The organism is Natrinema altunense (genome assembly GCF_000731985.1).
GTDB classification, from domain to species: Archaea; Halobacteriota; Halobacteria; order Halobacteriales; family Natrialbaceae; genus Natrinema; species Natrinema altunense.
In genome coordinates this window covers 727244-749836 of the sequence record NZ_JNCS01000001.1, presented here as the reverse complement: position 1 = coordinate 749836, position 22593 = coordinate 727244, and the positions used below count along the sequence as shown (strand labels likewise).

Sequence of the window (22593 nt, the reverse complement as noted above, 5' to 3'; positions counted from 1 at the left end):
CGTGCGGCCGGCATGGACGGCAGTATGACACCCGGCGAGCCGAGCGACCGCGTGCTCGTTCTCAACCCCGTCAGCGGGAGCGGCGACCACGTCGACGACGTCGTCGAACTCGCGGCCGACCACGGGTTCGAGATTCGACGGACCGAGCAGGGCGGCGACGCGAAGCGGTTCGCCCGCGAAGCCGCACCCGAGGCCACCCTCGTCGCCGCAGCCGGCGGTGACGGCACGCTCAACGCCGTCGTCAACGGCGTCGCCGCCGCGGACGCCCTCGAGACGACGACCGTCGCCGTCGTCCCCGCTGGAACGGGCAACAACTTCGCGACCAACGTCGGCATCCGAGGCCTCGAGCACGCGTTTACCGTGATCGAGGACGGCCGGCGGCGAGCGATCGACGTCGCGACGGCGAACGAGCGGCGCTTCGTCAACTCCTGTGTCGGCGGGATCACCGCCGAGGCGAGCAGCGAAACGACCGCGGAGAGCAAGGCGGCCCTCGGCGTGCTCGCGTACGTGAAAAACACCATCGAGACGGTCGGCGAGTTCGACTCGCTTCCCCTGCGGGTGGAGACGGCCGCGGGTCCGAACGGCGAGACGGCCCAGGCCTGGGAGGGCGAGGCCCTGTTCGTCCTCATCGGGAACTGCCGACGGTTCACCGGCGCGCGAACGGCACAGGCGAACGTCGAGGACGGCCTGCTCGAGGTCACGATCGTCGAGGACGCCGCGACGACCGATCTGATCGGGGGTGCGGCCCTCGAAAGGCTGTTCGGACAGGACAGCACCCACATCGTCCGCCGGCGCACGCCCTCGCTGGCGATCGACAGTCGCGCGGACTCGATCGAGTACAGCCTCGACGGCGAGATCCTCGAGACCGAGGCCATCCGACTCGAGACGGACCCTGGCGCGCTCACGCTCCCCGTCGGCGACGATTACCGGCCCGATCCCGATGACGAGGAGCGATGGCCCATCGGAACGCCCGCGAATCAGTAGCTCACCCTCCCTATCGATTCGAAACGGCCGCGACGAGACGATACTGGTTTCAAGAGTCACGGTAATTGTGCTGGTATGAGCACGCCGGAGGAGGACCTCGAACACGAGAACGCGGGGCAAGACGTCATCGCCGTCGACGCCGACGACACCGAACTCGAACTGGTCAACCGACTCGACGCCCACACGGGCGATGGCATTCGGCACCGAGCGTTCACCTCGCTCGTCTTCGACGGCGAGGGGAACGTCCTGCTCGCCCAGCGCGCGCCGGACAAGCGCCTGTGGGGCACCTACTGGGACGGCACCGTCGCCTCCCACCCCGTCGAGGGCCAGAGCCAGAAGGAGGCGACCCGCCAGCGACTCGAGGAGGAGCTGGGGATCACCCCCGATCAGTACGACGACCTGGAACTGACCGACCGGTTCGAGTACAAGCGCTACTTCGAGAACGCGGGCGTCGAACACGAGGTCTGTGCCGTCCTGCAGCTAACGCTGACCGACCGCAGCCTCGATCCCAACGAGGAGGAGGTCGCCGGCCTGCTGTGGGTCCCCTACGAGCGACTCCACTCGAATCCGGAGTGGTACCGCCAACTGCGACTCTGCCCGTGGTTCGAGATCGCGATGCGTCGGGACGTGCGGTAGGGCGGCGACCGAACCAGTAATCCGCGTGGCACGTCCCCGAACGCCTCGTCGCGAGTACCGCTTCCGTCGGAGACGACGCCGATCGAACCGGGCCGTTCGGACACGGACCCGTCGGTTTCGAGCCGTCCGCCGCCCTCGAGCGCGGCCGCCTTTCGCGACTGCACACTGTCCGAAAACAGTACACGAACGGGAGGTTTATGAGGGAGTGCCCACACATGCAGGATAGACTGCGATGGTCATGGGTACGCTGAGACGGCTGCTCCGGGGGAGTACGATCGCGTCGTCGGCGTCGGCGGGATCGACTGCCGCGGGAGCGACGACGGAGTCGGAGCCGTCGCCTGGTGGGGGGCGGCTCGCCGACGGGCCGCTCGAGATCTGTCTGTTGAGCTATCGATCGAACCCGTATTCGGGCGGCCAGGGCGTCTACGTCAAGTACCTGAGTCGGGCGCTGACCGACCTCGGCCACTCCGTCGATGTCATCTCGGGGAAACCGTACCCCGACCTCGACGACGACGTCGGGCTGGTGAAGCTGCCCGGCGAGAACATCGTCGACGAACTCGACCGGGTAGGCCAGTTCGAGCCGTCCTATCTGCGCGATCCGCTGGCCCTGTACGAGTGGCTGAGTGCGCTCACCGGCGGCTTTCCGGACCCGTACGCGTTCGGACGCCGCGTGATCGACTACTTCGAGACCCACCAGCCCGGATACGACATCGTCCACGACAACCAGTCGCTCTGTCACGGGCTGTCTACCCTCCGCGAACGGGGCCACCCCGTCGTGGCGACCGTCCACCACCCGATCACCGTCGACCGCGACGCCGCGCTCGAGGCGGCCGACAGCTGGGGGGAGCGGCTGTTGATCCGGCGCTGGTATCGATTCCTCCGGATGCAACGCGAGGTCGTCCAGGACCTGCCACACGTACTGACCGTTTCCGAATCCGCCAAGCATCGCACCGTCACCGACTTCGGGGCCGATCCGGAGTCGATCCGCGTCGTCCACAACGGCATCGATACCGACCTGTTCGAACCCGTCGATCGCAGCCGCGATCGCCCGCGCGTGATGACGACCGTCAGCGCCGACGTGCCGCTGAAGGGCGCCCGGTACCTGCTCGAGGCGTTCGCGGCCGTCCGCGAGGAGATCGACGCCGAACTCGTCGTCGTCGGCGAGTTCGACGAGGGCGGCGACTGCGACCGGCTGGTCTCGGACCTGGGGATCGCGGACGCGATCGAGACCCACAGCGAGATCAGTTACGAGCGGATGGTCGAGCTCTACGGAACCGCAGATATCGCGGTCGTCCCCTCGATCTACGAGGGGTTCGGGCTGCCGGCGGGCGAGGCACTGGCCTGTGGCGTCCCGGTCGTCGCGACCACCGGCGGGGGGCTTCCCGAGGTGGTCGGCGACGCCGGCGTCCTCGTCGATCCGGGCGACGCCGACGCGATGGCCGACGCGATCCAGGGTCTGCTCACGGACGGCGATCGCCGGCGGCGACTCGGCGAGCGGGGGCGAGCGCGCATCGTCTCGGAATTCGACTGGGAGCGGGCCGCCCACGAGACGGTCCGGACGTATCGCGACGCCATCGAAACGCAATCACAGGGGTCCTGACATGGAGACGATCGATTTCGACCGGCTGCCGCTGACGCCGGGCAAACGCGTTCTCGACGTCGGCTGCGGCGAGGGTCGACACGTCCACGCCGCCGCCCTCGAGAACGTCGCGGAAGTCGTCGGGCTGGACCTCGAGCGGGCGTCCCTGACGGCGGCCCGCGAGGACTACGAGACGTACATCGCCGACGAGACGGACGTGCCGGTGACGTTCCTGTCGGGGGACGCGCTCAGACTCCCGTTCGAGGACGGCGCGTTCGACGTCGTCTGCTGTACCGAGGTGCTCGAGCACATCCCCGACTACGAGGCGGCGCTGGACGAACTCCGTCGGGTCTGTGCGCCGGGCGGGACCCTCGCGGTGAGCGTGCCGCGGGCGGGCCCGGAGCGGGTTTGCTGGGCGCTGTCCGACGAGTACCACGAGGTCGAGGGAGGACACGTCCGGATCTTCGATCGCGAGGCGTTGCGGGCCGCCGTCGAGCGCCGCGGCTTCCGGCGGATCGACGGCCACTTCGCCCACGCCTTGCACGCGCCCTACTGGTGGCTGAAGTGTCTCTGGTGGGACCGCGACGAGCGGGGTGCTCCGCCGTTGCCCCTGCGGGCATACGAGCGCTTTTTGGAGTGGGACGTGCTGGAATCGCCCCGGCCCGTGCGGCTGCTCGAGCGCGCGCTCGACCCCATCGTTGGCAAGAGCGTCGTCTACTACTTCGAGTTGGAGGCGGGAGCGTGAGCAACGTGTCGTCGGGGCGGACGCTGTCCGAGTGGGGGCTCGAGCCCGCGGTCGACTACATCGAGCGCGTCCAGCGCGCGGACGGGCTCATCCCCTGGTATCCCGACGGGCCGGCCGACCCCTGGGATCACGTCGAGAGCGCGATGGGGTTGTCCGTCGCCGGGCGCTCCGAGGCGGCCCGTCGCGCGTATCGCTGGGTGGCCGACGCCCAGCACGACGACGGGGCGCTGTGGGCGACCTACGGCGAGGCCGACGCGGACGAGGGGGCCCACGCCGGCGACGAGCCGCGCAAGGAGACCCACCGCAGCGCGTACGTCGCCGTCGGCGCGTGGCACCACTATCGCTGTACCGGTGATCGGGACTTTCTCGCGGCGCTTTGGCCGACCGTCCGCGACGCCCTCGCCTTCGCCTGCCGCCAGCAGGCGGCGACCGGCGAGATTTACTGGACCGTCGGCCCGGACGGCGAGGCCTACGAGGACGCGCTGGTCGCCGGCTGTGCCTCGCTGTACAAGAGTCTGGCCTGTGGCGCGGCGATCGCGGGCGTCCTCGGCTATCCCGACGCGCGCGAGCGCTGGCTCGAGGCCCGCACCCGACTCGGCGAGGCGATCCGGTCGCGGCCGGACCGCTTCGATCGGACGTGGGAGAGCAAGTCCCGGTACGCGATGGACTGGTTTTATCCCGTCCTCTGTGGCGTGGTGACCGGCGATGCGGCGCGCCAGCGGCTCGAGGCGGGGCTGGATCGGTTTCTCGAGGGTGGCCTGGGCTGTCGGTGCGTGGCGGACGAGCCGTGGGTGACCGTCGCGGAGTCGTGCGAACTGGTGCTGTCGCTGGCGGCGGTCGGCGAGACGGAGCGGGCGCGCGAGATTTACGAGTGGTGTTTCCAGTGGACCGACGACGAGGGGGTGTTCTGGACGGGGTATCAGTTCGCGGACGAGGAGTACTGGCCGGGCGACCGGCCGACGTGGACCGGCGGGGCGGCGGTGCTGGCTGCTGATGCGTTATCGGGGCTATCGGGGGCTGCGGATCTATTCATGGAAGAAATTACTGACATATAGTGTTTCAATAAATAATTTAATCTTACGCTTTGAACAGCGATAACGAACAGTGTGTAGCGTGTATGGCACAGAACTGCTAGTGAAAGTGAGGCGATCTACACCATCTTACTTACCGATTGAGTGTTTAGACCGAACATTTCACTCATCTATACCATATTGTTCTTTCTCTCGGATAGATGTGATCCAGATAGTGGGAAAGTTGGACAAAAAGAATAACAAGAAATCTCTAATACCGAGGGTATTATTTGTATCGCGGTCATCACTTAGAAGCATGAACGAAAACCCTGACCTCGACCGATCCGATACAAAAACCGGACCAGATCCGTCAGAAGTAGAGAATGCCAAGCTAATAATAACTATCGGTGATGAAACACAAAAGATAGAATTATAGACGTTTGCTTCCTCTATTAGAATTCCACAACCTGCACACCTAGAAGGCCCGCTATTTTTAGCAGGAAATCTTCGTTCTCAGTGCACAGTATCGGATATGATCGTTCCCTAGCTAGTAGTACGGAATCATGAACGTATTCTCCTCTTGTAGTAGCTTCTTGTAACTCATCAGTTGAATAGTTGGCATTTATGAGTTGGCTTATTTTATAGAAGTTTCGGGCATCTGTACTAATTCCACCTAATGATGTTGACTGTGGAGCTATAACGTTAGAGATTGGCACATGAAAGGTGACCTTTGGATATGACCTATCTGGGATCTTAATGACGTTGCTTAATTTTTCAATACCCTCATTTGTTATATATTTTCCACTATCAGTATCTTTGATATATTCTGTCAACTTCGTAGCCGCTGTTGGGGAAAGAACTGCATCTGTAGTAGTGGCGACATTGTATTTTATCGCCTCTGAATCCTTATCGTAGTATCTCATTATTTCTTCTTCGTCTAACCATCTATTTAAATAGCTTTCCGGATCTTCAATGGATTCAACGGCCCCACGAATTTCCGTGGGTCGATTTTCCGGAATTGACTCTACTTCAGATAATATCTCATCCCTGTCAGTAAGACTATCGCCGATTTCCGAAACAACGTTCTCATCTAATTCTTCATCAAGTTCCTTCCGGTCATCAACTTGGGCCAAATCATAGATGTTCATTACACGGGTGTTAGATAATGATGCTAACTCACGTAGCCTCTGGTCACCTGTTATGAGTGCAGCATCTGACTCACGTTCCGCGCATTGCAATAGACTCATATCTGCAACATGTGATTCTGTAATTGAACCAGAGAGATTGTTTGGAACTTCTTCCACTTCCAAAGATAGAAATCCATACTCATCAAGAACCTTTAGAATTCGGAGGTTATCGATCCCCTTTTCTTGAACGGCTGGTGGGGGTCCACCAACATCTTTATGCTTATTTATTTCATATCTTGTAGACCATGGTATTATCGTTTTTGAATTATGGAAGGTGTTACTTTTTAACGGAAAAATAGACTTCAATATACTAGATGGTTCTTTGTCAACAATTTCATGATATATTGCATTTGTATCGAATATGAGGGTATTAATTTCTTCCCCAGGATGGGACGTGTCAATATTTGTTAGATTGTCATTATTAAAAGATAGATGATCAGAAATAACATCATTCAGTCTTTCTACAATATCGTTCACAAACTCGATATCCGGACGACTCCATGCTAGATACCCGGGTCCAACGGATAAAGTAATGTGAACAGAATTAACCAACAACTCAATTATAGTTACACTGTCATTCGTTATAGGTCCTCTTTTTTCTATTGTGTATGTTTCATCAGAATCAGGAATAGATATCTGTAACCCTTCAGCAATCTCTTCTATTCGATTAATATCGATTTTTTCGTTTTCTTCTACAAAACAGATGTCCAAACAGGTTTCAACGAATGTTATAGAATCAGAATTGACCTCTATTATGTTGCCACTGTATGATTCCAGAACCTCAGGACCCACCACAGATTTATTGTCACCAAACCTAAATGATACTGATGGGTCGAGATATGCCAAATCATCAATTTCTGAGGTAATCTCTTCAACATCATCTCTTGTTGTATGAGTGAAGAAAACTTCATCCGGCTCATGCACGGTTGATTGATAATTTCTTAGATCAATCAATCGTGGTTTCTCATCACCGGATAATAGTCTTTGTAGTTGTTTCTTAGATGCAATGAGTTCGGGTGTAGAAATGACGTTATCTGTAGAACGAGGTGAATTGAATTCAGATGCTAATATCTGAGCACCAATCAAAATATCTGAACTTGCTATCTGTCCCTTGACCCAGGTTTTTATTCTCTCCAAGAATTCCCCAAAACGTTCCGAATTATAGATATCTAAATATTCTTTATCTGGGGTTGAAAAGTCATCAAGAAATCCAGAAATTGGGTTAGGAAGGTCTTCGCCTAAGCGTTCAAGAGCATAGGTGAGTGATTTCACCTCTGTATCTACATCAATCTGATTGAAATCATTGATACAACACGCGATATCCTCCTGAGTTTGGTCAAAAGTTTCTATTGTGATTTCAGCTATTTCTGAGTCAGCCATATTTAGTTCCTCAATTACGCCTTCCTTCACCTGGATCGAATGGGGTGCCGAAAACGACAACCCTATATTATATTCCTTAATATCATTTTCTCCGTATATCTCTGGCAGATAATCATTTTTTACTTTTCGAACATAGGACGTACTGCACTCGGCTTCCTCTGCTATCTCCGCAGCGTCTCTTGTGAGATCATTTTCAAGTATTGATATTATGTCTTTCTGTAATGGCGTTTTGCCGGACATTTTATCTCATCAATATTTCTTAACAGCCACATATAAGAGTACTGCACTAATAATATCATTAATTATCCTATTTCATTATAGTGCCTTGATGATTAAAATACTATGCACAGATTGCAATTTATTGGGTATCGGTCCTCGGTAGGCAGTTACAGCCAGTTGCCGGATCAACGCATGATTAGTCGTCAGTCCGTTCCAAGTCTTCAGCCTCAAGTTTGGCCCTCGAGATATGCCTGACCCTGCTCACTGATCCGATACAGACCGCGGTCTTTGTCAGAATACTCTACCAATCCGCCATCCTGTAATGCCCGCAGTCTGCGCCGCACATGTGAGATTTTGTAATCGATGTTGGCCTCGACAGTGGACGGATTCGCGATGAGCGGTCGGTTTCCCTCGTTGAGAAGGAACTCGAGGATCGTGGCGTCGGCTCGTGTCATCCAGTCCACCCGTGGCCGTCGCATTCCGCGTCCAGTCACCGGATCAGCGCTGATTAGTCTTCGTTCAGTTCTAAGTCCGTAGCGTCGAGCTCACCCTCGAGATACGCGTAACCGAGGTCTGACATCTGGTATCGTCCATTCTCTATCTTTTCGACGAGACCATGCTCCGTGAACACAGAAAGACGATTTGAGACGTGGGGGCGGGTCATGTCCAGATTGTAAGCGATTATCGCAGGCGACTGCACTACGAGAATCTCGGGATCGCCTAACGCTTCGAGGATACGGAAATCTTCACGCGATATCCAACTTGGTCGTTCTCGAATCGACACGCTTGGGCGCGAATACTCCTTCTAGAACTATTATTGTCACGAAATAGAACGGTGTATATACTGATCTATGTTCTGTACTTGGATACTCACTGCAGGGACGAATAGATCTTGTATAAACAGTATGCATCAATCAATCAGTTTCCCAAACACTCATCTTGGATATCCAGCACATCCTGCAGGTTGGGATCTGAAGTAGACTGTTTAGGAAGCCGGAAAGTCAGATTTCGAGTGTCGCAGGTGCGAGTCTGTTATGATGATTCGAGATCGTCGCTCTCTAATTCCCCATTGTGGTAGGCACGACCCCGATCCGTAATTCGGTAATAGCCTCGGTCTTCGTCAACTTTCTCCAGTAAGCCGTGGTCCACTAACACCGGGAGGCGTCTTTTTACTGTGGATTTTGAGACGCCCACCAAATTGTATTCTGCAACCGCTGGCGGGATCGCGATTCCCGCTTCCTCGAAAACCTCGAGAATCGCGGGATAGACTTCGTCATCCACGATACCAGCGGGCGCATTCAGTGATCAGTTCTCGTTTGGCTCGAGATCGCGTGCATCCAACTCGCCAGCAAGATACTGCTCTCCAGCCTCATCAATCTCGTAATAGCCCCGCTCCACTCGAGTGACGAACCCGTACTCAACAAGCACAGTGAGCCGGCGAGTGACTTCTTCTCGACTGCGATCGATGTTCTTCGCGATCACGGCCGGCGAGAGAATCATCCCCGACGATTGCAGCGCCTCGAGAATTCGCTCGTCGGTGGGCATCTGCATCCAGTCGCCGGGTCGGCGCATGCTCGTGCAGTCTAAAAACGAAGGAATACGCCTGTCGATGCGCCAGAATCGGCACAATTTTTATTGAGTTCTCTCTCAACGTTTAGTGAGTATATTTATGTTGGTAGACAAAGTAGTCCGTTGTGATGCGAGCCTCACGGAGATTCGACTGTCCGTTTGGTCAGCATCGAAAACGCGGACCCGGTGCCTGAACACCGGCCCGCGTGGCTTCCGCACCTCAGCAAGCCATGTCAGACAACGATTCGCGGGACCATGAACGTCCCGCTCGAGCAGTTGCATCACTCCCGGACGACACCCCCGACGGCCGGCGCGCGTGGGTCGAACTCAGCGGCTTCCAGCGTGACTGTCTCGAGGCCGTCGCCCGCCGCGCACGCAACGGCTACCCCTGCTACGCCTCGGGCATCGCCCGCACCCTCGAGCGACGGTATCCGACGGTCAGCCGCGCCCGCGTCAAACCGAGCCTGCGCATCCTCGCCGACCGCGGCTTCATCACCTCGCGCGATGGCTTCGCCGGCCACGTCCCCGCCTACCGCCTCACCGACACCGGCCGCGCGCTGCTCATCCAGCGCGCCGAACGCCTCGCCACCCTCTGCGACCTCGGCCGCGAGCCCACCGCGTGAGCGGCACCCACCGACTGAGCATCCGTGACTCGAGGCCAGGGGGAGGCGGGTGCCTGCCGTCGGCTCTCGCCACGACCCTGCGTCCGCGCGCCCCGGAGCCAGCCGTGATCCGGACTCGGTGACTGCGCCCGCCCGACTCGAGAGCCCAGTACCCCGTCACGAACTGCGATAGGTGCTATATACTTCATTTACACACCGCGAAGCTATTGCAATATTACGCCAATATTCTCTGTTGGGTCGCCACCGCTCCGGTCCAGCCATCGACGGTGAACACCCATGCCGACCGCCGGCGGATCGTGTGGAACATTCTCGAGCGGTCCGATCATACCGCCGCCAAAACTCCTGAAATGCCAGTTCGAACGGGTAGAACGAGTCAGTCGCCCACCTCGAGCGAGCTGTGACGCCTCCGCCTCGAGAGGGGGACCGGAGGATACGGCTCGAGGAACGCGAAGAGGGAACGCCGAATAGTATTTCGACTATAGACCACTACAAAGGAACCCAAACTGTCGACAAATCACTATACAATCACTTCCTAAAAGAATGCTGGTATCCCGGTCGCCGTCGCGTGTCGATCGGACGGCGTCGCCGGGTGACGGTGTGATGGCACGGTCGCTCGCGAGCGCCGAATCGGCCGGCGCTCAGTTCGCGACCCGGTTCGTGAGTTCGATCTCTTCGACGAGGTCGGTGTTGCGCTCGATATCGAGATCGTGTCTGAGTTCGACGTGACACGTGTCGACCATCGTGTCCACGAGGCGCTGTCGTTCCGCATCGCTTTGATGGCGGCCGTTCAGGTTATCGCCGGTACGGATCTCGAGCGACCAGTACTGGCCGGGGTAGGCGGTCCGGAACATGTACGGCGAATCGTGGAACGCCAGCCGGATGGCGAACGCCGAGAGGTCGACGTCCATGCCCTCGTAGCGGTCGGGCATGTGCTCGTCGTCGAGCACGACCTCGATGATGTCACGCTGTGGGTGCCCGACGCCGGGCTCCGGGCGCTGTTCGTTGTTGTAGTGGCCCGCGGACATCGTCTTGCCGTACTTCGACGGGCCGACCCACCAGATGACCGCGCCGTCGAGATGGTACGGGACCCGTCCGGTGTTTTTGAACAGGAGCACCTGGTGTCCGCTCCAGCCGTCGGAGTGGACCTCCGCGGTGACCGACATCGGCGCGTTCGCGGTGAAGCTGTCGCCGCCGAGCGACGCGCCCGTCAGGGGGTGGACGTCGTTCTTGATGGTGTCGAGCAGCTGGTTGTCGTGGTTGTACAGGATCTCGTCGGGAAGGGAGAAGTGCGAATCCCAGTCGTCGCGGTGCATCGGCTGGTTGTGGACGGCGTCGCGCTCGGCGACCTCGTCGTCCGCCTCGCCGACGGCGTCCGTGGGCCACTGCGGCTGGACGAACGGTGCCGGATCGTTGCTGGCTGCGGTCGGGCCGGCCGTCTGGTCCCAGGCGACGCCGCGGCCGCTGCCCTGGAACGTCGGCGGGTCCGGTTCCTCGGGCAGGACCAACAGCCAGGGGAGCAACTGCGAACTGGCGTGACGGGGCAGTCCGTTCTCGTCGAACTGCTGCACCCAGGGGAGCGCCTGCGTGCCCAGCGATCCGAACTCGAGGGTACCGTCGGCGGCGTTGGCGCGGATCGCGTCGGTGTCCGCCCCGTAGTCGGCCGCGTCGTCCGGCAGCCAGAGGTCGAACAGGTCGGGAACGTAGCGCTCGGCGTAGTTCGGGTAGAACTCGGCGAGGGTCGTCTCCGCCGTCACCTCGCCGGGCTCGGTGTCTCGCTCCTCGACGGCGATCGCGTCGGTCGCGGTGTCCGTCTCGCCGTCGGCGTCGGTGACGGTCAGTTCGACCTCGTAGTCGCCCGGATTGTCGTAGGCGTGTGAGACGACCTTCCCGGTAGCCTCGGTGCCGTCGCCGAACGCCCACGCGTACGTCTCGAGCGCGCCCGTGGAACCGCTCGCGTCGAACGTCACGGCGTCGCCCGGCGCGGGGGCGTCCGGCGCGGCGGTGAACGCCGCCGTCGGTTGTTCGGGTGGCTCCGGATCGGGGTCGGCGTCGGTCTGCTCCCACGGCCCCCACTCGCTGGCTCCGGGCTCGTCGCCGCGGGTCCACCACTGGGCTTCCCAGACGGCCCCGTCGTAGACGACGCGATCGCCGCTCGTGTAGACGGTTTCGGGGTCCCACTCGGGTGGGGCGTCGGCGGCCGAAACGGCGGGGACGCCTGCGAGTGCAGCAGTGACTAACGATGCATTGCGGATGACTGTTCTGCGTGTTCGTTTCATTGATCTCGGAATCGTCGGGTGTTATCTGTCGAACGGGACGAATATCGCGTAGTCCGCTCGAGGCGGGCTCCTCGAGCGGGATGGGCGAACGCGGTCAGCAGTCCGTGACGTGTTCCCACCGCCAGCTATCGCGGCTCGGCGGGACCGTCATCACGTCTATCGTGGCCTCCCAGACGGCCCCGTCGTAGGCGACGCGGTCGCCGGTCTCGTAGACCGTCGCGTTGTCGTAGGTCGGGTAGTCGCCGCAGTCGCCCGGTTGCTCGCCGGAGCCGTCTTCCTCGACGGTGACGGTAACCGAGTCGCTGTCGCTCGCTCCGTCGCCGGTCACGGTCAACGTCGCAGTGTACTCTCCCTCGGCGTCGTAGCTGTGAGTCACCGACTGGCCGGTGGCCTCGGTGCCGTCGCCGAACGTCCACTCGTAGGAGTCGATCGGTCCGGACGAGTCGCCCCCGTCGAACGTGACGGTCGCGTCGGGTTCGACGGTCGTCGGCGACGCGTCGGCGACGGCCGTGACGTCCTCCGGTGGGTCGCCGCCCCCGTCGACGAGCGCCGCGGCGTCGACCCGGCCGGCACCCTGGTCGGTGGCGGGCAGTCCGACGTCGACGGCCGACTCCTCGAGCGCGGAGCGCAGTTCGCTCGGCCCCCAGTCGGGGTTGGCTGCCAGTCCGAGCGCGGCGACGCCCGCAACGGCGGGCGACGCCATCGACGTGCCGGACAGCCGCTCGTAGCCGCCGTTTGGAACCGCCGAGAGGACGTCCACGCCCGGCCCAGCCACGTCGATTTCCGGTCCGGTGTTGCTGAAGCGCGCGAGGTTCTCCGAGGAGTCGAGTGCGGACACCGCGACGCAGTTGGAGTACGCCGCCGGGTAGGAAACGCAATCCCGACACGGACCGCCGTTCCCCGCTGCAGCGATCGGCAACGTCCCGTTGTTGTACGCGTAGTTGATCGCGCTTTCGACCACGCCACTTTGCTGTGGCGCGCCGAGGCTCAGGTTGATGATATCGGCACCGTTGTCTACGGCCCACTGAATGCCGTCGGCGATGTCGCTCCAGGAGCCGCCGCCGTCGCCGAGGACACGCACCGAATAGAGGTGCGAGTTCGAGATCCCGGCGACCCCGTCGCCGTTGTCCGTGGTCGCCGACGCGATGCCGGAGACGTGGGTCCCGTGTTTCGCCCCTCGTGCGGCCGGATCGTCGGTGTCGCCGGCGGGGTCGGTCCCCGGATTCGAGCCGTACCGGTCCCGAAGATCGGGATGGGTGTAATCGGCCCCCGTGTCGACGACGGCGATCGTCACGTCGTCCGAGCCGAGCGTCGTTTCCCACGCCTCCGGTGCGTTCACCTGCTGGGGGGCGTACTGCTGGGAGAAGTCGGGATCGTCGGGGGTACGCTGGTCCGTGTCCACCTCGTCGAACGCATAGTAGGTCCCGTTCTCCTCGACGAACGCCACGCCGTCGGTTCGCTCGAGGCTTCGAGCGACGGTCGATCCCGACTGGGCGCTTGCCTCCTCGGGCACCTCGACGGCGAAGTAGCCGAGCGTCTCGTTTCGGTGGACGACGCTTGCGTCTGCGGGGAGTCGATTCGCGACGGTGCGCTGTACGGAGACCGTACTCGTCGTCGGTGCCGTACTGACCAGCAACTCGTTCGGTTTCGGTCCCGGATCGCGTCCGGGCTGTGCGGCCGTCAGGCCGCCGAGCGCTGTGATACCGCCGATCGCTCCGAGACTCCGAAGGACGTCCCGTCTGCCGGGACTGTTCCGGTCGTTGTTATTTGCCATTCTGCAACTGGATATATTTACCTGCTGTACTTATATTTTATTAATGCTTGAAATACTAGTACTAATTTACATAATTTGAAGAAATTGTGAGCGACGGTCCCGGTCAACGAACGGCGACCGCTTGAGGACAGCGCTCCGGTCTCTCGGCTGTTCGGTCGCGACGCTGACGGCCACGTTGGCCGCCGGTCGCGACTCGAGTCGGACGACGGGAACCGCGACCCGTCACTGCACGCCCGACCGCCGGCTGCTGTGCGATCGGTGTGTGAATCGGTTAGGTGGGGCGGTCGGTCGATCCGCTCTCGAAGTCACTGTAGATCTCCGAGAACGTTCCGTCGGGGTCGTTGTACAGCGCCCAGTAGGACACCAGTCCCATTCCGCGGTCCGCCGCGAAATCGACGATGTCACGGGCGACGTCGGGCGTGATCGACTCCTCGCTGACGTCCGGGGTGTTCCCAAGCATCGCCCAGCACTCCGCCGTCGACTTGTCGGGATACGTCTCGTCGAGGAACGCGACGGTTCCCTCACACGCCGACACGATCTTGTCGTACGTCGTCGGCCCCATCACCATCGTCATGATGTTGACGTACGCGAGGTCGACACCCTTCTCGACGGCGTCGCGGACCCACGTTCTCGCCTGTGCGTGGCTCGAGTTCGCGATCCCGTTCTCGTCCGCCGGCACGGTGTAGCCGACCGTGACCTCGGGGCGCTCGTCCTGTAACAGCGCGAGGGCCTCGTTGCGCAGTTCGTAGATGGGCTGGTCGCGCCGGTGGGCGTTCTCGTCGTCGATGTCGATGTGCGTGCTCCCGAACGTGTCGAGGAGTTCCGCGTAGGCGTCTTTCAGCTCCGTCGCGGAGTCCGCATCGCGGGCGACGGTGCGGCCTTCCCAGCCGCCGATCGAGAGCCACACCTCGATCCCCTCGTCCTGTAACGTCCGAATTTCGGATTCGTACGTCGAGAGGGGCTGTTGATCGCACGAGCCCTGATTGCAGCCCGTCAGCCATCCGGGATTGATGTCGCCGTCGGCGGTCGCATCGCCGAGGAACGAGACGACGACGCGATCGGTATCGGCTGCGAGCGTGCCGTCGACGAGATCACCCCAGGTGCCCTGGTACGGCGCGAACGCGCCGTCGACGGTGATCCCGTCCCGGCCACCGACGTGGATCGTTGTTGCGGTCGAATCCGAGTCGCCGTCGGCGGTCTCGACGGTCAGCGTCACCTCGTACTCGCCGTCGTCGTCGTAGGCATGTGTTACGACGCCGCCCTCGGCGGTCGTTCCGTCGCCGAAATCCCAGGCGTAGGCGGCGATCTCGCCGTCCGAGTCGGTGCCGTCGAACTGAACGTCTGTCCCCGGATCGGGGCTGGCGTCGCTGACGGCGATCGACGCGGTCGGGCCGGGATCGTACGGTTCGATCTCGTCCCACGGTCCCCACTCGCCGCCCTCGCCCGGTTCGTTGCCGCGCGTCCACCACTGGGCTTCCCAGACGGTACCGTCGTGGACGACGCGGTCGCCGCTCGTGTACACCGCGTCGGGCTCCCACTCGGGGTACTCCTGTGCGGCCGCAGCGGTGCCGACCCCGACGCCCGCGACGATGGCGGACAGTGTCGATGCAGTACGCAGTACGTTTCGTCGTGATCGTTTCATTGTCGTCGGTTAGATCGTCCGGAGGATGGTCTTCAGGAGCGTCTCGTTCCAGTCCTGGGAAAGTTCCCAGAACATCACGCCACCCATGCCGCGTTCCTTGGCGAACTCGACTTTCGCCTCGATGGCCTGCTCGTCGTCGTAACTGATGAAGATCCCCTCGTCCTCGTTGACGAGCGCGGGGACCTCACCCATGTCGTGACGGGTGACTTCCCAGCCCGCCTCGTCGCGCATGTTCTCCTCGATGTCGCCGAAGTCGAACGAGCCGGTCGGGTCCGCACCGTCCTCGAGGAGGTGGTGCCAGGTTCCCTCGGGCAGTCCCGAGTACCGCGAGCCGAGTTCGGGCGACTGCCACTCGCCGACGGTGAAGCCGCGGCCGTAGAACGGCATCCCGAGCACGAGTTCGCCGTACTCGGCGGGGTCGGCGGGCGGATACTGCCACTGGTTGGGCCAGTAGCCCTCCTCGCCGTGATCGCCGGCCCACAGCTTGTCGACGGAGTACTCCGCCCAATACTGTTCGCCGTCGGGGTAGACATCGCGGTCGTTCGTCGGATGCGTATCGGGTCCGTACAGCGGCGCGTTCAGCCCGATCGTGTCCATCCACTTGCCGGTGAAGTCGTAGGCCATGACGTACACCGAGTCACAGACCTCGCCGATCCGATCGTGGCGAAGCCCGCCGGCGTTCCAGTCGGAGCCGCCGTTGGCGACCGACAGGTAGTAGTGCTGGCCGTCCTCCGTCCCCGCCTGATCGAGGTGGTCGCGCAGTTCCTCGAGCAACAGGACGTGGTTCTCGTAGTCGTCGTCGTTACCACACTGACACTGTCCCTGCTGCGGGCCGGGATGTTCCCAGTCGATGTCGATCCCGTCGAAGTTGTACTGCCGCATCAACTCGACGCAGTTCTCGGCGAAGGTCGTCCGCAGGTCGGGATCGGCCGCAACGATGTGGAAGTTCTCCGAGAGCGTCCAGCCCCCGATCGAGAGGTGGAACCGACAGTCGGCCTCGTCCGTCAGGTCGGCGAACTGCTCGAGGTTTTCCTCGTGTGTCTGGCGTGGCACGTCGAACTCCGTCTCGTCGTTTTCCGGCGGGAAGACGTTCCCGTTCTCGTCGACCGCGATGAACGCGTACAGCACGTCGGTCACCTTGTCGAAGGGGATGTCGCTCGGGTAGTAGTCCTGCTCGGCGTTTGCCTTCCAGCCCGGGTAGTAGCCGACGACTTTGAACTCGTCGTCCGGCCCCTCGATCTGCTCCTGGACGGTGACGTCCAGACGGGCGGTATCGGTTTCGCCGTCGGCGTCGGTGACGGTCAGCTCGACGGTGTAGTCGCCCGTCTCGTCGTACGTGTGCGTGACGACCTCGCCGGTGGCTTCGGTCCCGTCCCCGAACGCCCACGCGTAGGAGTCGATCGCACCCGTCGACTCGCTCCCGTCGAACTCGACGGTCTCGCCGATCTCGATGCGGGACGCGCTCGCGGCGATGCGTGCGGACAGGGCCGGCGGCTCGGGCTCGGACGAGTCGACCTCGTCCCACGGCCCCCATTCGCCGCCTTCGCCCGGCTCGTCACCGCGGGTCCACCAGTTTGCCTCCCAGACGGAGCCGTCGTGGACGACGCGGTCACCGCCCGTGTAGGCGGTGTCCGGGTCCCACTCCGGATACTCCTGGGCCGTTGCCACCGAACTCGCTCCGAGACCGGCCAGCAGGGCGGATATTTTCGATGCTGTGCTCAGTACGTTTCGTCGTGATCGTTTCATCGGTTGTGGTATGCGTGTCGTTCGATCGTCGGTGCTGCTGCTGCTCGAGCGGCTCCCCGACCGTCGCGGGTGCGCCCCGTGACCGTCGGTTAGCCGTTGAGCGTGGTCCAGAGCGTCGTGATGAGATCGCCCTCGTAGGTGTCGCCGCTAATGGCCCATAGCATCGTCCCGCCGTAGGGTGAGTCCCTGAGCCAGTCCATCTTCGCTTCCATCGACTGCTCGGTCTCGTGGGAGATCATCAGCCGTTCCTCGGGGTTCCAGCTCCACGCGGTGACTGCGTCCTCGTCGAAGTACGTCTCCCAGGCCCCGCTCTCGAGATCGACGGGGTTGCTCCCGCCCCGGCCGTCGGAGCCGAGGTCGAACCACTCCCACACGCCCGCGTAGCTGGTCCCCATCGACGGGTCCCAACTCGGGTACGATCCCTCGCCGCTGGCGTCTCGACCGTCGCCCTCGTACTTCTGGAAGAGACCGTCGTCCGTCCCGGTCCCGAAGTCACCCTCGGGCGGCTGGACGTCGGTCCAGCTCCGCCCGTAGAACGGGACCGCCATGTTGAGCTGGCCGGGGTCCCAGCCCTGGTCGGCCCAGTACTCGAGGGCGAACTGGGCGTTCCAGACGTCGGAGTCGGCGTACGGGTCGTCGGGGTTCGCCTTCAGCGGCGCGTGATGACCGGTCGTCTCGCTCCAGATACCCCGATAATCGAAAGTCATCACCTGGGCGAAATCGAGGATGTCGGAGAGTTTGTCGTGCTCGAGTCCGTCGTTGCCCGCGGTCTTCCCCTCGACGATTTCGGGGTTGGGGCTGACGGCGGCGGAGAGTTCGTAGGGCTCGTCGCGGTCGGGGTCGGCTTCCGCGGCCGCGTCGAGTTGCTCGCGGACTTCCCGACACAGGAGCGTAAAGCGTTCCTGGTCGCCCTCGCGGACGGCGTTGTCGACGTCGCAGACGGGATCGGCCGCGGTACAGCCGCCACCGCCGGGGAACTCCCAATCGATGTCGATCCCGTCGAGGTTCGCTTTCTCCACGAGATCGACGCAATTGCTGGCGAAGCGCTCTCGGTTCTCCTGGGTGAGCGCAGCGTCGGAGAAGTTCTCCGAATCGCCCCAGCCGCCGATCGAGAGGACGAACTTGGTGTCCTCCCGTTCGGCGGCGTATCCCGCGAACGTCTTGCCGCGGTCCGGCCCTTGCCAGTCCTTCTCGGCATAGAACATCTGTTGCCCGTAGCTGTCGCCCACGAGGTTGATGGAGCCGTCCGTTTCGGGCCGGGCGAACGCGTACTGGACGTGAGTAACCTTGTCGAAGGGGATGTCGCCCGGGACGTAGTCCCGGTCGTACTGGGCCCACTGCCGGTAGTACGCGATGACACGGTTCTCGTCCGAGGACGGACGGCCGGCGGTGATCGTGATCGAATGCGTGTCGGTCCGGCCGTCGGCGGTCTCGACCGTCAGCGTCACGTCGTACTGTCCCGTTTCGAACGCACGGGTAACGGTTTCGCCTGACGCGGTCGTACCGTCGCCAAAGGCCCACTCGTAGGACTCGATTTCCCCCTCCGAATCGCTGGCGTCGAACGTGACTTCGGCGCCGGGATCGGGGAACTGCGTGCTGACGGAGAACCGCGCGGTCGGTCCGCTCTCGCCGCCGTCGCCGTTGTCCCCGTCGTTTTCTTCGATCTGGTCCCACGGACCCCACTCGTCGGCCCCGGGTTCGTCGCCGCGGGTCCACCACTGGGCCTCCCAGACGTAGCCGTCGTAAACGACCCGATCGCCGCTCGTGTAGACGGTCTCGGGGTCCCATTCGGGATGGTCTTGTGCCGCCGCTGCCGTGCTCGCACCGATGCTCGCCAGCAGCGCGGACAGTTTCGTCGCGTTCTTGAGTACGGTTCGTCGTGATCGTTTCATTGGTTTGGATCTCGATGTGGTCGTCGAACGTTGCAGTCGGTCGCGACGGATCGCGACCCGACTAGTATTCTTTACTCAGCATATAAAATAATATCTTAATACTGGAGATAATATTTATCAATTCACACTTTATAGTCCTATATATTTTACAGGAGCGGATTGATTACAGGTCCCACTATCGGGGCTACGACCGGTCGAATCGAAGGGGCGATTATCGTACCGGTGACCGCCGTCGGTCGACCATCGGCGCACGCGCCGTATCATTTCGACCGTTACTCCCCGTGAGCTACCATGGTTTCTGTTCTCATTCAACAAACCCATTATTTACTTACTGTAGTAAAAGTCCATCGGAGGGGTGGAACCCGGATCGGCGGACGACTCGCACGGTCGCGTTCGGGTCGGTCGGCACGGCTCGGGGCCACACGTCACCCCGCTCGTAGCGGCGACGATTACGCCGTCTCGACGTGGCTGTCGGCTTCAGCGAGCGAACTCGAGTCGATCGGTTCGTCGCTGTGCTTGATCGACCGCCCGGACGCCGCGTCGAAGAGGTGCATCTTCGACGCTGGCACGTGCATGTGGAGGTGGCCGCCGGGATCGACGCCGACGTGGCCGTCGACGGTAACCGTCATCGTCTCGCCACCGACGTCCAGATAGACGTTCGTGACGTCCCCCATCGGTTCGGTGACGGTCACGTCCGTCTCGATCAGCCGGTTCGGTTCCGGGTGGGTCCCTGGGGAGTCGGTAAGCGACACGTGCTCCGGTCTGATACCGAGCACGAGGTCGGTACTGTCGAGTTCGTCGACCAGCGAGTCCGACAGCGGCAGGGTAAAGTCCGGATGGTCGAGCGTCCCGTCCTCGAGATCGGCGTCGACGTCGAGGAAATTCATCGGCGGGGAGCCGATGAATCCCGCGACGAACTGGTTCGCCGGCCGGTGATAGCACTCGAGCGGCGTGCCGACCTGTTGTAACCGGCCGTCGTTGAGGATGACGATCCGGTCGCCCATCGTCATCGCCTCCGTCTGGTCGTGCGTGACGTACACCGTCGTCACGCCCAACTCGGTTTGCAGTTGCTGGAGTTCCGTCCGCATCTGTGCACGCAGTTTCGCGTCGAGGTTCGAGAGCGGTTCGTCCATCAAGAAGAGTTCCGGATCGCGGACGATCGCCCGCCCGAGCGCGACCCGCTGTTGTTGTCCGCCGGAGAGTTCGCCGGGTTTGTCGTCGAGGAGGTCGACGATATCCATCATTTCAGCGGCGGTTTCGACCTGGTCGTCGATCTCGGCGGCCGAGAGATCCGTCGACATCTTCAGCCCGAACGCGATGTTCTCCCGGGCGGTCATATGCGGGTAGAGCGCGTAGTTCTGGAACACCATCGCGATATCCCTGTCTTTGGGTTTTTCGTCCGTCACGGCGGTCCCGTCGAACCGTATCGAGCCGCTCGTGACGGTCTCGAGGCCGGCGATACAGCGGAGCGTCGTCGACTTGCCACAGCCGGACGGCCCCACGAAGACGACGAACTCGCCGTCCTCGAGTTGGAGATCGAGCGACTCGACGGCTTGGATCGGTCCGTTCGGCGTACGGTACTCCTTGGTCAGACCATCTATGTCAATCCGGCCCATTCGTTACGAATGCTATCGGCGAGGCATATATACTTACCTGCAGTCGATAGTTCTACTCGCGAACCGCTAGAACCAACGCCGATCGCGACAGTAGAACTACATACGAGAACGATCAACAGACTCACGATGCTGACAGCAGACGGACGCGAGATGGATCTCGCGACGAAAGTCGGCCAACTGTTCGTCGTCGGGTTCGACGGGACGGAGCCGACCGACGACCTTCGAACGTTGATCACCGACCGACAGTGTGGCAACGTCGTCTACTTCAGTCGGAATATCGAGACCCCCGCCCAGGTCGCGACGCTAACCGACCGCCTACGGGGACTGGTACTCGAGGAGACTGGGGTCCCGCCGTTCGTGATGGCCGACCAGGAAGGTGGCGTAGTCGCTCGCCTCGGCTGGGGGACGACGCTGCCGAGTCAGATGTGTCTCGGTGCAAGCGCCGACCCCGACCTCGCGCGTGCCGGCGGCGAAGCCGTCGCCGCCGAACTGGCGGCCCTCGGTATCAACGTCAACCTGGCTCCGGTACTCGACGTCAACAACAACCCGCGGAATCCGGTGATCGGCGTCCGCTCGTTCGGCGAGGGCCCCGACCTGGTGGGCGACCTCGGGACCGAACTGGCGATGGGGATGCAATCCAACGGGGTCGTCGCCTGCGGGAAACACTTCCCGGGGCACGGCGACACGAGTACCGACTCCCATCACGAACTGCCGGTCGTCGAGCACGACCGCGAGCGACTCGAGGCCGTGGAGTTCGCGCCGTTCCGGCGCGCGATCGATGCCGGTATCGACGCGATCATGACGACGCACGTGTCGTTCCCGGCGATCACGGACTCCCCATCGACCCCGGCGACGGTGTCGCCTGCCGTTCAGCGTCGACTGCTCCGCGACGAACTCGGCTTCGACGGACTCGTCGTGACCGACGGGATGGAAATGCGTGCCATCGCGGAGACGGTCGGAACGCCGGAGGGCTGCGTCCGGGCGCTCGAGGCGGGCTGTGATCTGCTGCTCGTCTGTCACACGCCCGAAACGCAGGCGGACGCGATCGACGCCGTGATCGACGCCGTCGAATCGGGTCGGCTCGACGAGGCGACGATCGACGCAGCCGTCGAGCGGGTTCTCCGTTTCAAACGCCGCCGGCTGAGTGCCTCGAGTCCGCCGTCAGCCGGCCGCTGGGCGGAGACGGCCGACCGGTCCCGCGAGGTCGGCCGTGCGATCGCCGCCCGCGGGATCACGCTCGTCCGGGACCGAAACGACACGCTCCCGTTGACGACCGAGCGGCCGCTGCATCTGGTCGGGTCGTCGGGCGGCCGGACATCGCCGGCGGAGGACGACGACTTCGAGCCGACGCTGCTCGCCGACTCGCTCGGGGCCGCCGGATTCGATGTCACCTGCCACGAGATCGCTGACCGGCTCGAGCTGCCGTCGTTCGACGCTGGGACACAGGTAATCGCCACTGTCGACGGCGCGATGGCCAACGACTCGTGGGCGGCCGTGATCCGGACGCTCGACGACCGCAGACGCCGGTTCGTGGCGGTCGTCGTTCGCAACCCCTACGACCTGTCGGTGGTTCCCGACGTCTCGACCGCGGTCTCGACGTACGATTACACGCGGGCGACGCGCACCGCGCTCGGCGCAGTCCTGCGCGGCGAGGCGACGGCGACCGGTCGGCTGCCGGTCACCGTCCCCGAATTCGCGGACTGACGGGGATCGGG

Annotated in this window: 16 protein-coding genes and 1 pseudogene; 7 read left to right on the top strand and 10 right to left on the bottom strand. The window is 62.1% G+C overall.

Going from position 1 to position 22593, the window contains the following annotated elements:
* The first annotated feature begins 12 nt into the window (after positions 1-12).
* The 5 genes from ALTAJ2_RS03805 to ALTAJ2_RS03785 all read left to right on the top strand — a co-directional run bounded on the left by ALTAJ2_RS03805 (position 13) and on the right by ALTAJ2_RS03785 (position 4999).
* Complete coding sequence (locus ALTAJ2_RS03805) at positions 13-984, top strand: diacylglycerol/lipid kinase family protein (RefSeq protein WP_007110898.1); 972 nt, start codon at positions 13-15, stop codon at positions 982-984.
* Between the two features lie 75 nt (positions 985-1059).
* Positions 1060-1620: an NUDIX hydrolase gene (locus ALTAJ2_RS03800; RefSeq protein WP_006183750.1), complete on the top strand. Its 561-nt coding sequence runs from the start codon at positions 1060-1062 to the stop codon at positions 1618-1620.
* 232 nt (positions 1621-1852) lie between these two features.
* A complete protein-coding gene (locus ALTAJ2_RS03795) occupies positions 1853-3220 on the top strand; it encodes a glycosyltransferase family 4 protein (RefSeq protein ID WP_007110897.1) in 1368 nt (455 codons plus the stop codon).
* Position 3221: 1 nt separating this feature from the next.
* Positions 3222-3944 carry a class I SAM-dependent methyltransferase gene (locus tag ALTAJ2_RS03790; RefSeq protein ID WP_007110896.1) on the top strand — a complete coding sequence of 241 codons (723 nt, stop codon included), beginning with the start codon at positions 3222-3224 and terminating at the stop codon, positions 3942-3944.
* On the top strand, positions 3941-4999 hold the full coding sequence (locus ALTAJ2_RS03785; RefSeq protein WP_007110895.1) for a glucosidase family protein: 1059 nt from the start codon (positions 3941-3943) through the stop codon (positions 4997-4999). Before ALTAJ2_RS03790 ends, ALTAJ2_RS03785 begins: the two co-directional genes overlap by 4 nt.
* A 407-nt stretch (positions 5000-5406) precedes the next feature.
* Here the strand turns inward: ALTAJ2_RS03785 and ALTAJ2_RS19095 are convergent, their stop codons facing one another.
* From ALTAJ2_RS19095 to ALTAJ2_RS03770, 4 genes and pseudogenes are all read right to left on the bottom strand, one after another.
* Positions 5407-7761 carry a PIN/TRAM domain-containing protein gene (locus ALTAJ2_RS19095; RefSeq protein ID WP_144240206.1) on the bottom strand — a complete coding sequence of 785 codons (2355 nt, stop codon included), beginning with the start codon at positions 7759-7761 and terminating at the stop codon, positions 5407-5409.
* Between the two features lie 175 nt (positions 7762-7936).
* Positions 7937-8219, bottom strand: a pseudogene (locus ALTAJ2_RS20025) (ArsR family transcriptional regulator).
* Positions 8220-8772: 553 nt separating this feature from the next.
* On the bottom strand, positions 8773-9021 hold the full coding sequence (locus ALTAJ2_RS18470; protein WP_007110892.1) for an IclR family transcriptional regulator: 249 nt from the start codon (positions 9019-9021) through the stop codon (positions 8773-8775).
* 24 nt (positions 9022-9045) lie between these two features.
* The gene (locus tag ALTAJ2_RS03770; RefSeq protein WP_007110891.1) at positions 9046-9312 is read right to left on the bottom strand and encodes a winged helix-turn-helix domain-containing protein; all 267 of its coding nucleotides are present in this window, start codon (positions 9310-9312) and stop codon (positions 9046-9048) included.
* Between the two features lie 227 nt (positions 9313-9539).
* On the opposite strand from ALTAJ2_RS03770, the gene ALTAJ2_RS03765 reads away from it, so the two are divergent.
* On the top strand, positions 9540-9932 hold the full coding sequence (locus ALTAJ2_RS03765; RefSeq protein ID WP_050031420.1) for a PadR family transcriptional regulator: 393 nt from the start codon (positions 9540-9542) through the stop codon (positions 9930-9932).
* Positions 9933-10570: 638 nt separating this feature from the next.
* Here ALTAJ2_RS03765 and ALTAJ2_RS03760 read toward each other — a convergent pair.
* From ALTAJ2_RS03760 to ALTAJ2_RS03735, 6 genes are all read right to left on the bottom strand, one after another.
* Positions 10571-12208, bottom strand: a complete 1638-nt coding sequence (locus ALTAJ2_RS03760) for a PKD domain-containing protein (protein WP_007110890.1) — start codon at positions 12206-12208, stop codon at positions 10571-10573.
* Positions 12209-12302: 94 nt separating this feature from the next.
* Entirely contained in the window at positions 12303-13982 is a 1680-nt protein-coding gene (locus ALTAJ2_RS03755) for a S8 family serine peptidase (RefSeq protein WP_007110889.1), read from the bottom strand.
* 271 nt (positions 13983-14253) lie between these two features.
* On the bottom strand, positions 14254-15624 hold the full coding sequence (locus ALTAJ2_RS03750; RefSeq protein WP_007110888.1) for a PKD domain-containing protein: 1371 nt from the start codon (positions 15622-15624) through the stop codon (positions 14254-14256).
* Positions 15625-15633: 9 nt separating this feature from the next.
* The gene (locus tag ALTAJ2_RS03745) at positions 15634-17370 is read right to left on the bottom strand and encodes a glycosyl hydrolase family 18 protein (RefSeq protein ID WP_007110887.1); all 1737 of its coding nucleotides are present in this window, start codon (positions 17368-17370) and stop codon (positions 15634-15636) included.
* A gap of 89 nt (positions 17371-17459) precedes the next feature.
* On the bottom strand, positions 17460-19262 hold the full coding sequence (locus tag ALTAJ2_RS03740) for a glycosyl hydrolase family 18 protein (RefSeq protein ID WP_007110886.1): 1803 nt from the start codon (positions 19260-19262) through the stop codon (positions 17460-17462).
* Positions 19263-19711: 449 nt separating this feature from the next.
* Positions 19712-20878: an ABC transporter ATP-binding protein gene (locus tag ALTAJ2_RS03735; protein WP_007110885.1), complete on the bottom strand. Its 1167-nt coding sequence runs from the start codon at positions 20876-20878 to the stop codon at positions 19712-19714.
* A 126-nt stretch (positions 20879-21004) separates the two neighbouring features.
* Between ALTAJ2_RS03735 and nagZ the strand changes: the two genes are divergently transcribed.
* Positions 21005-22582, top strand: a complete 1578-nt coding sequence (gene nagZ, locus ALTAJ2_RS03730) for a beta-N-acetylhexosaminidase (protein WP_007110884.1) — start codon at positions 21005-21007, stop codon at positions 22580-22582.
* Positions 22583-22593: the final 11 nt, after the last annotated feature.

Bases quoted from the DNA above. Each gene is read 5' to 3' on its own strand.
- ALTAJ2_RS03805 (WP_007110898.1), top strand. From the start codon at position 13: ATGGACGGCAGTATGACACCCGGCGAGCCGAGCGACCGCGTGCTCGTT.
- ALTAJ2_RS03800 (WP_006183750.1), top strand. From the start codon at position 1,060: ATGAGCACGCCGGAGGAGGACCTCGAACACGAGAACGCGGGGCAAGAC.
- ALTAJ2_RS03795 (WP_007110897.1), top strand. From the start codon at position 1,853: ATGGTCATGGGTACGCTGAGACGGCTGCTCCGGGGGAGTACGATCGCG.
- ALTAJ2_RS03790 (WP_007110896.1), top strand. From the start codon at position 3,222: ATGGAGACGATCGATTTCGACCGGCTGCCGCTGACGCCGGGCAAACGC.
- ALTAJ2_RS19095 (WP_144240206.1), bottom strand. From the start codon at position 7,761: ATGTCCGGCAAAACGCCATTACAGAAAGACATAATATCAATACTTGAA.
- ALTAJ2_RS03770 (WP_007110891.1), bottom strand. From the start codon at position 9,312: ATGCGCCGACCCGGCGACTGGATGCAGATGCCCACCGACGAGCGAATT.
- ALTAJ2_RS03765 (WP_050031420.1), top strand. From the start codon at position 9,540: ATGTCAGACAACGATTCGCGGGACCATGAACGTCCCGCTCGAGCAGTT.
- ALTAJ2_RS03760 (WP_007110890.1), bottom strand. From the start codon at position 12,208: ATGAAACGAACACGCAGAACAGTCATCCGCAATGCATCGTTAGTCACT.
- ALTAJ2_RS03755 (WP_007110889.1), bottom strand. From the start codon at position 13,982: ATGGCAAATAACAACGACCGGAACAGTCCCGGCAGACGGGACGTCCTT.
- ALTAJ2_RS03750 (WP_007110888.1), bottom strand. From the start codon at position 15,624: ATGAAACGATCACGACGAAACGTACTGCGTACTGCATCGACACTGTCC.
- ALTAJ2_RS03745 (WP_007110887.1), bottom strand. From the start codon at position 17,370: ATGAAACGATCACGACGAAACGTACTGAGCACAGCATCGAAAATATCC.
- ALTAJ2_RS03740 (WP_007110886.1), bottom strand. From the start codon at position 19,262: ATGAAACGATCACGACGAACCGTACTCAAGAACGCGACGAAACTGTCC.
- ALTAJ2_RS03735 (WP_007110885.1), bottom strand. From the start codon at position 20,878: ATGGGCCGGATTGACATAGATGGTCTGACCAAGGAGTACCGTACGCCG.
- nagZ (WP_007110884.1), top strand. From the start codon at position 21,005: ATGCTGACAGCAGACGGACGCGAGATGGATCTCGCGACGAAAGTCGGC.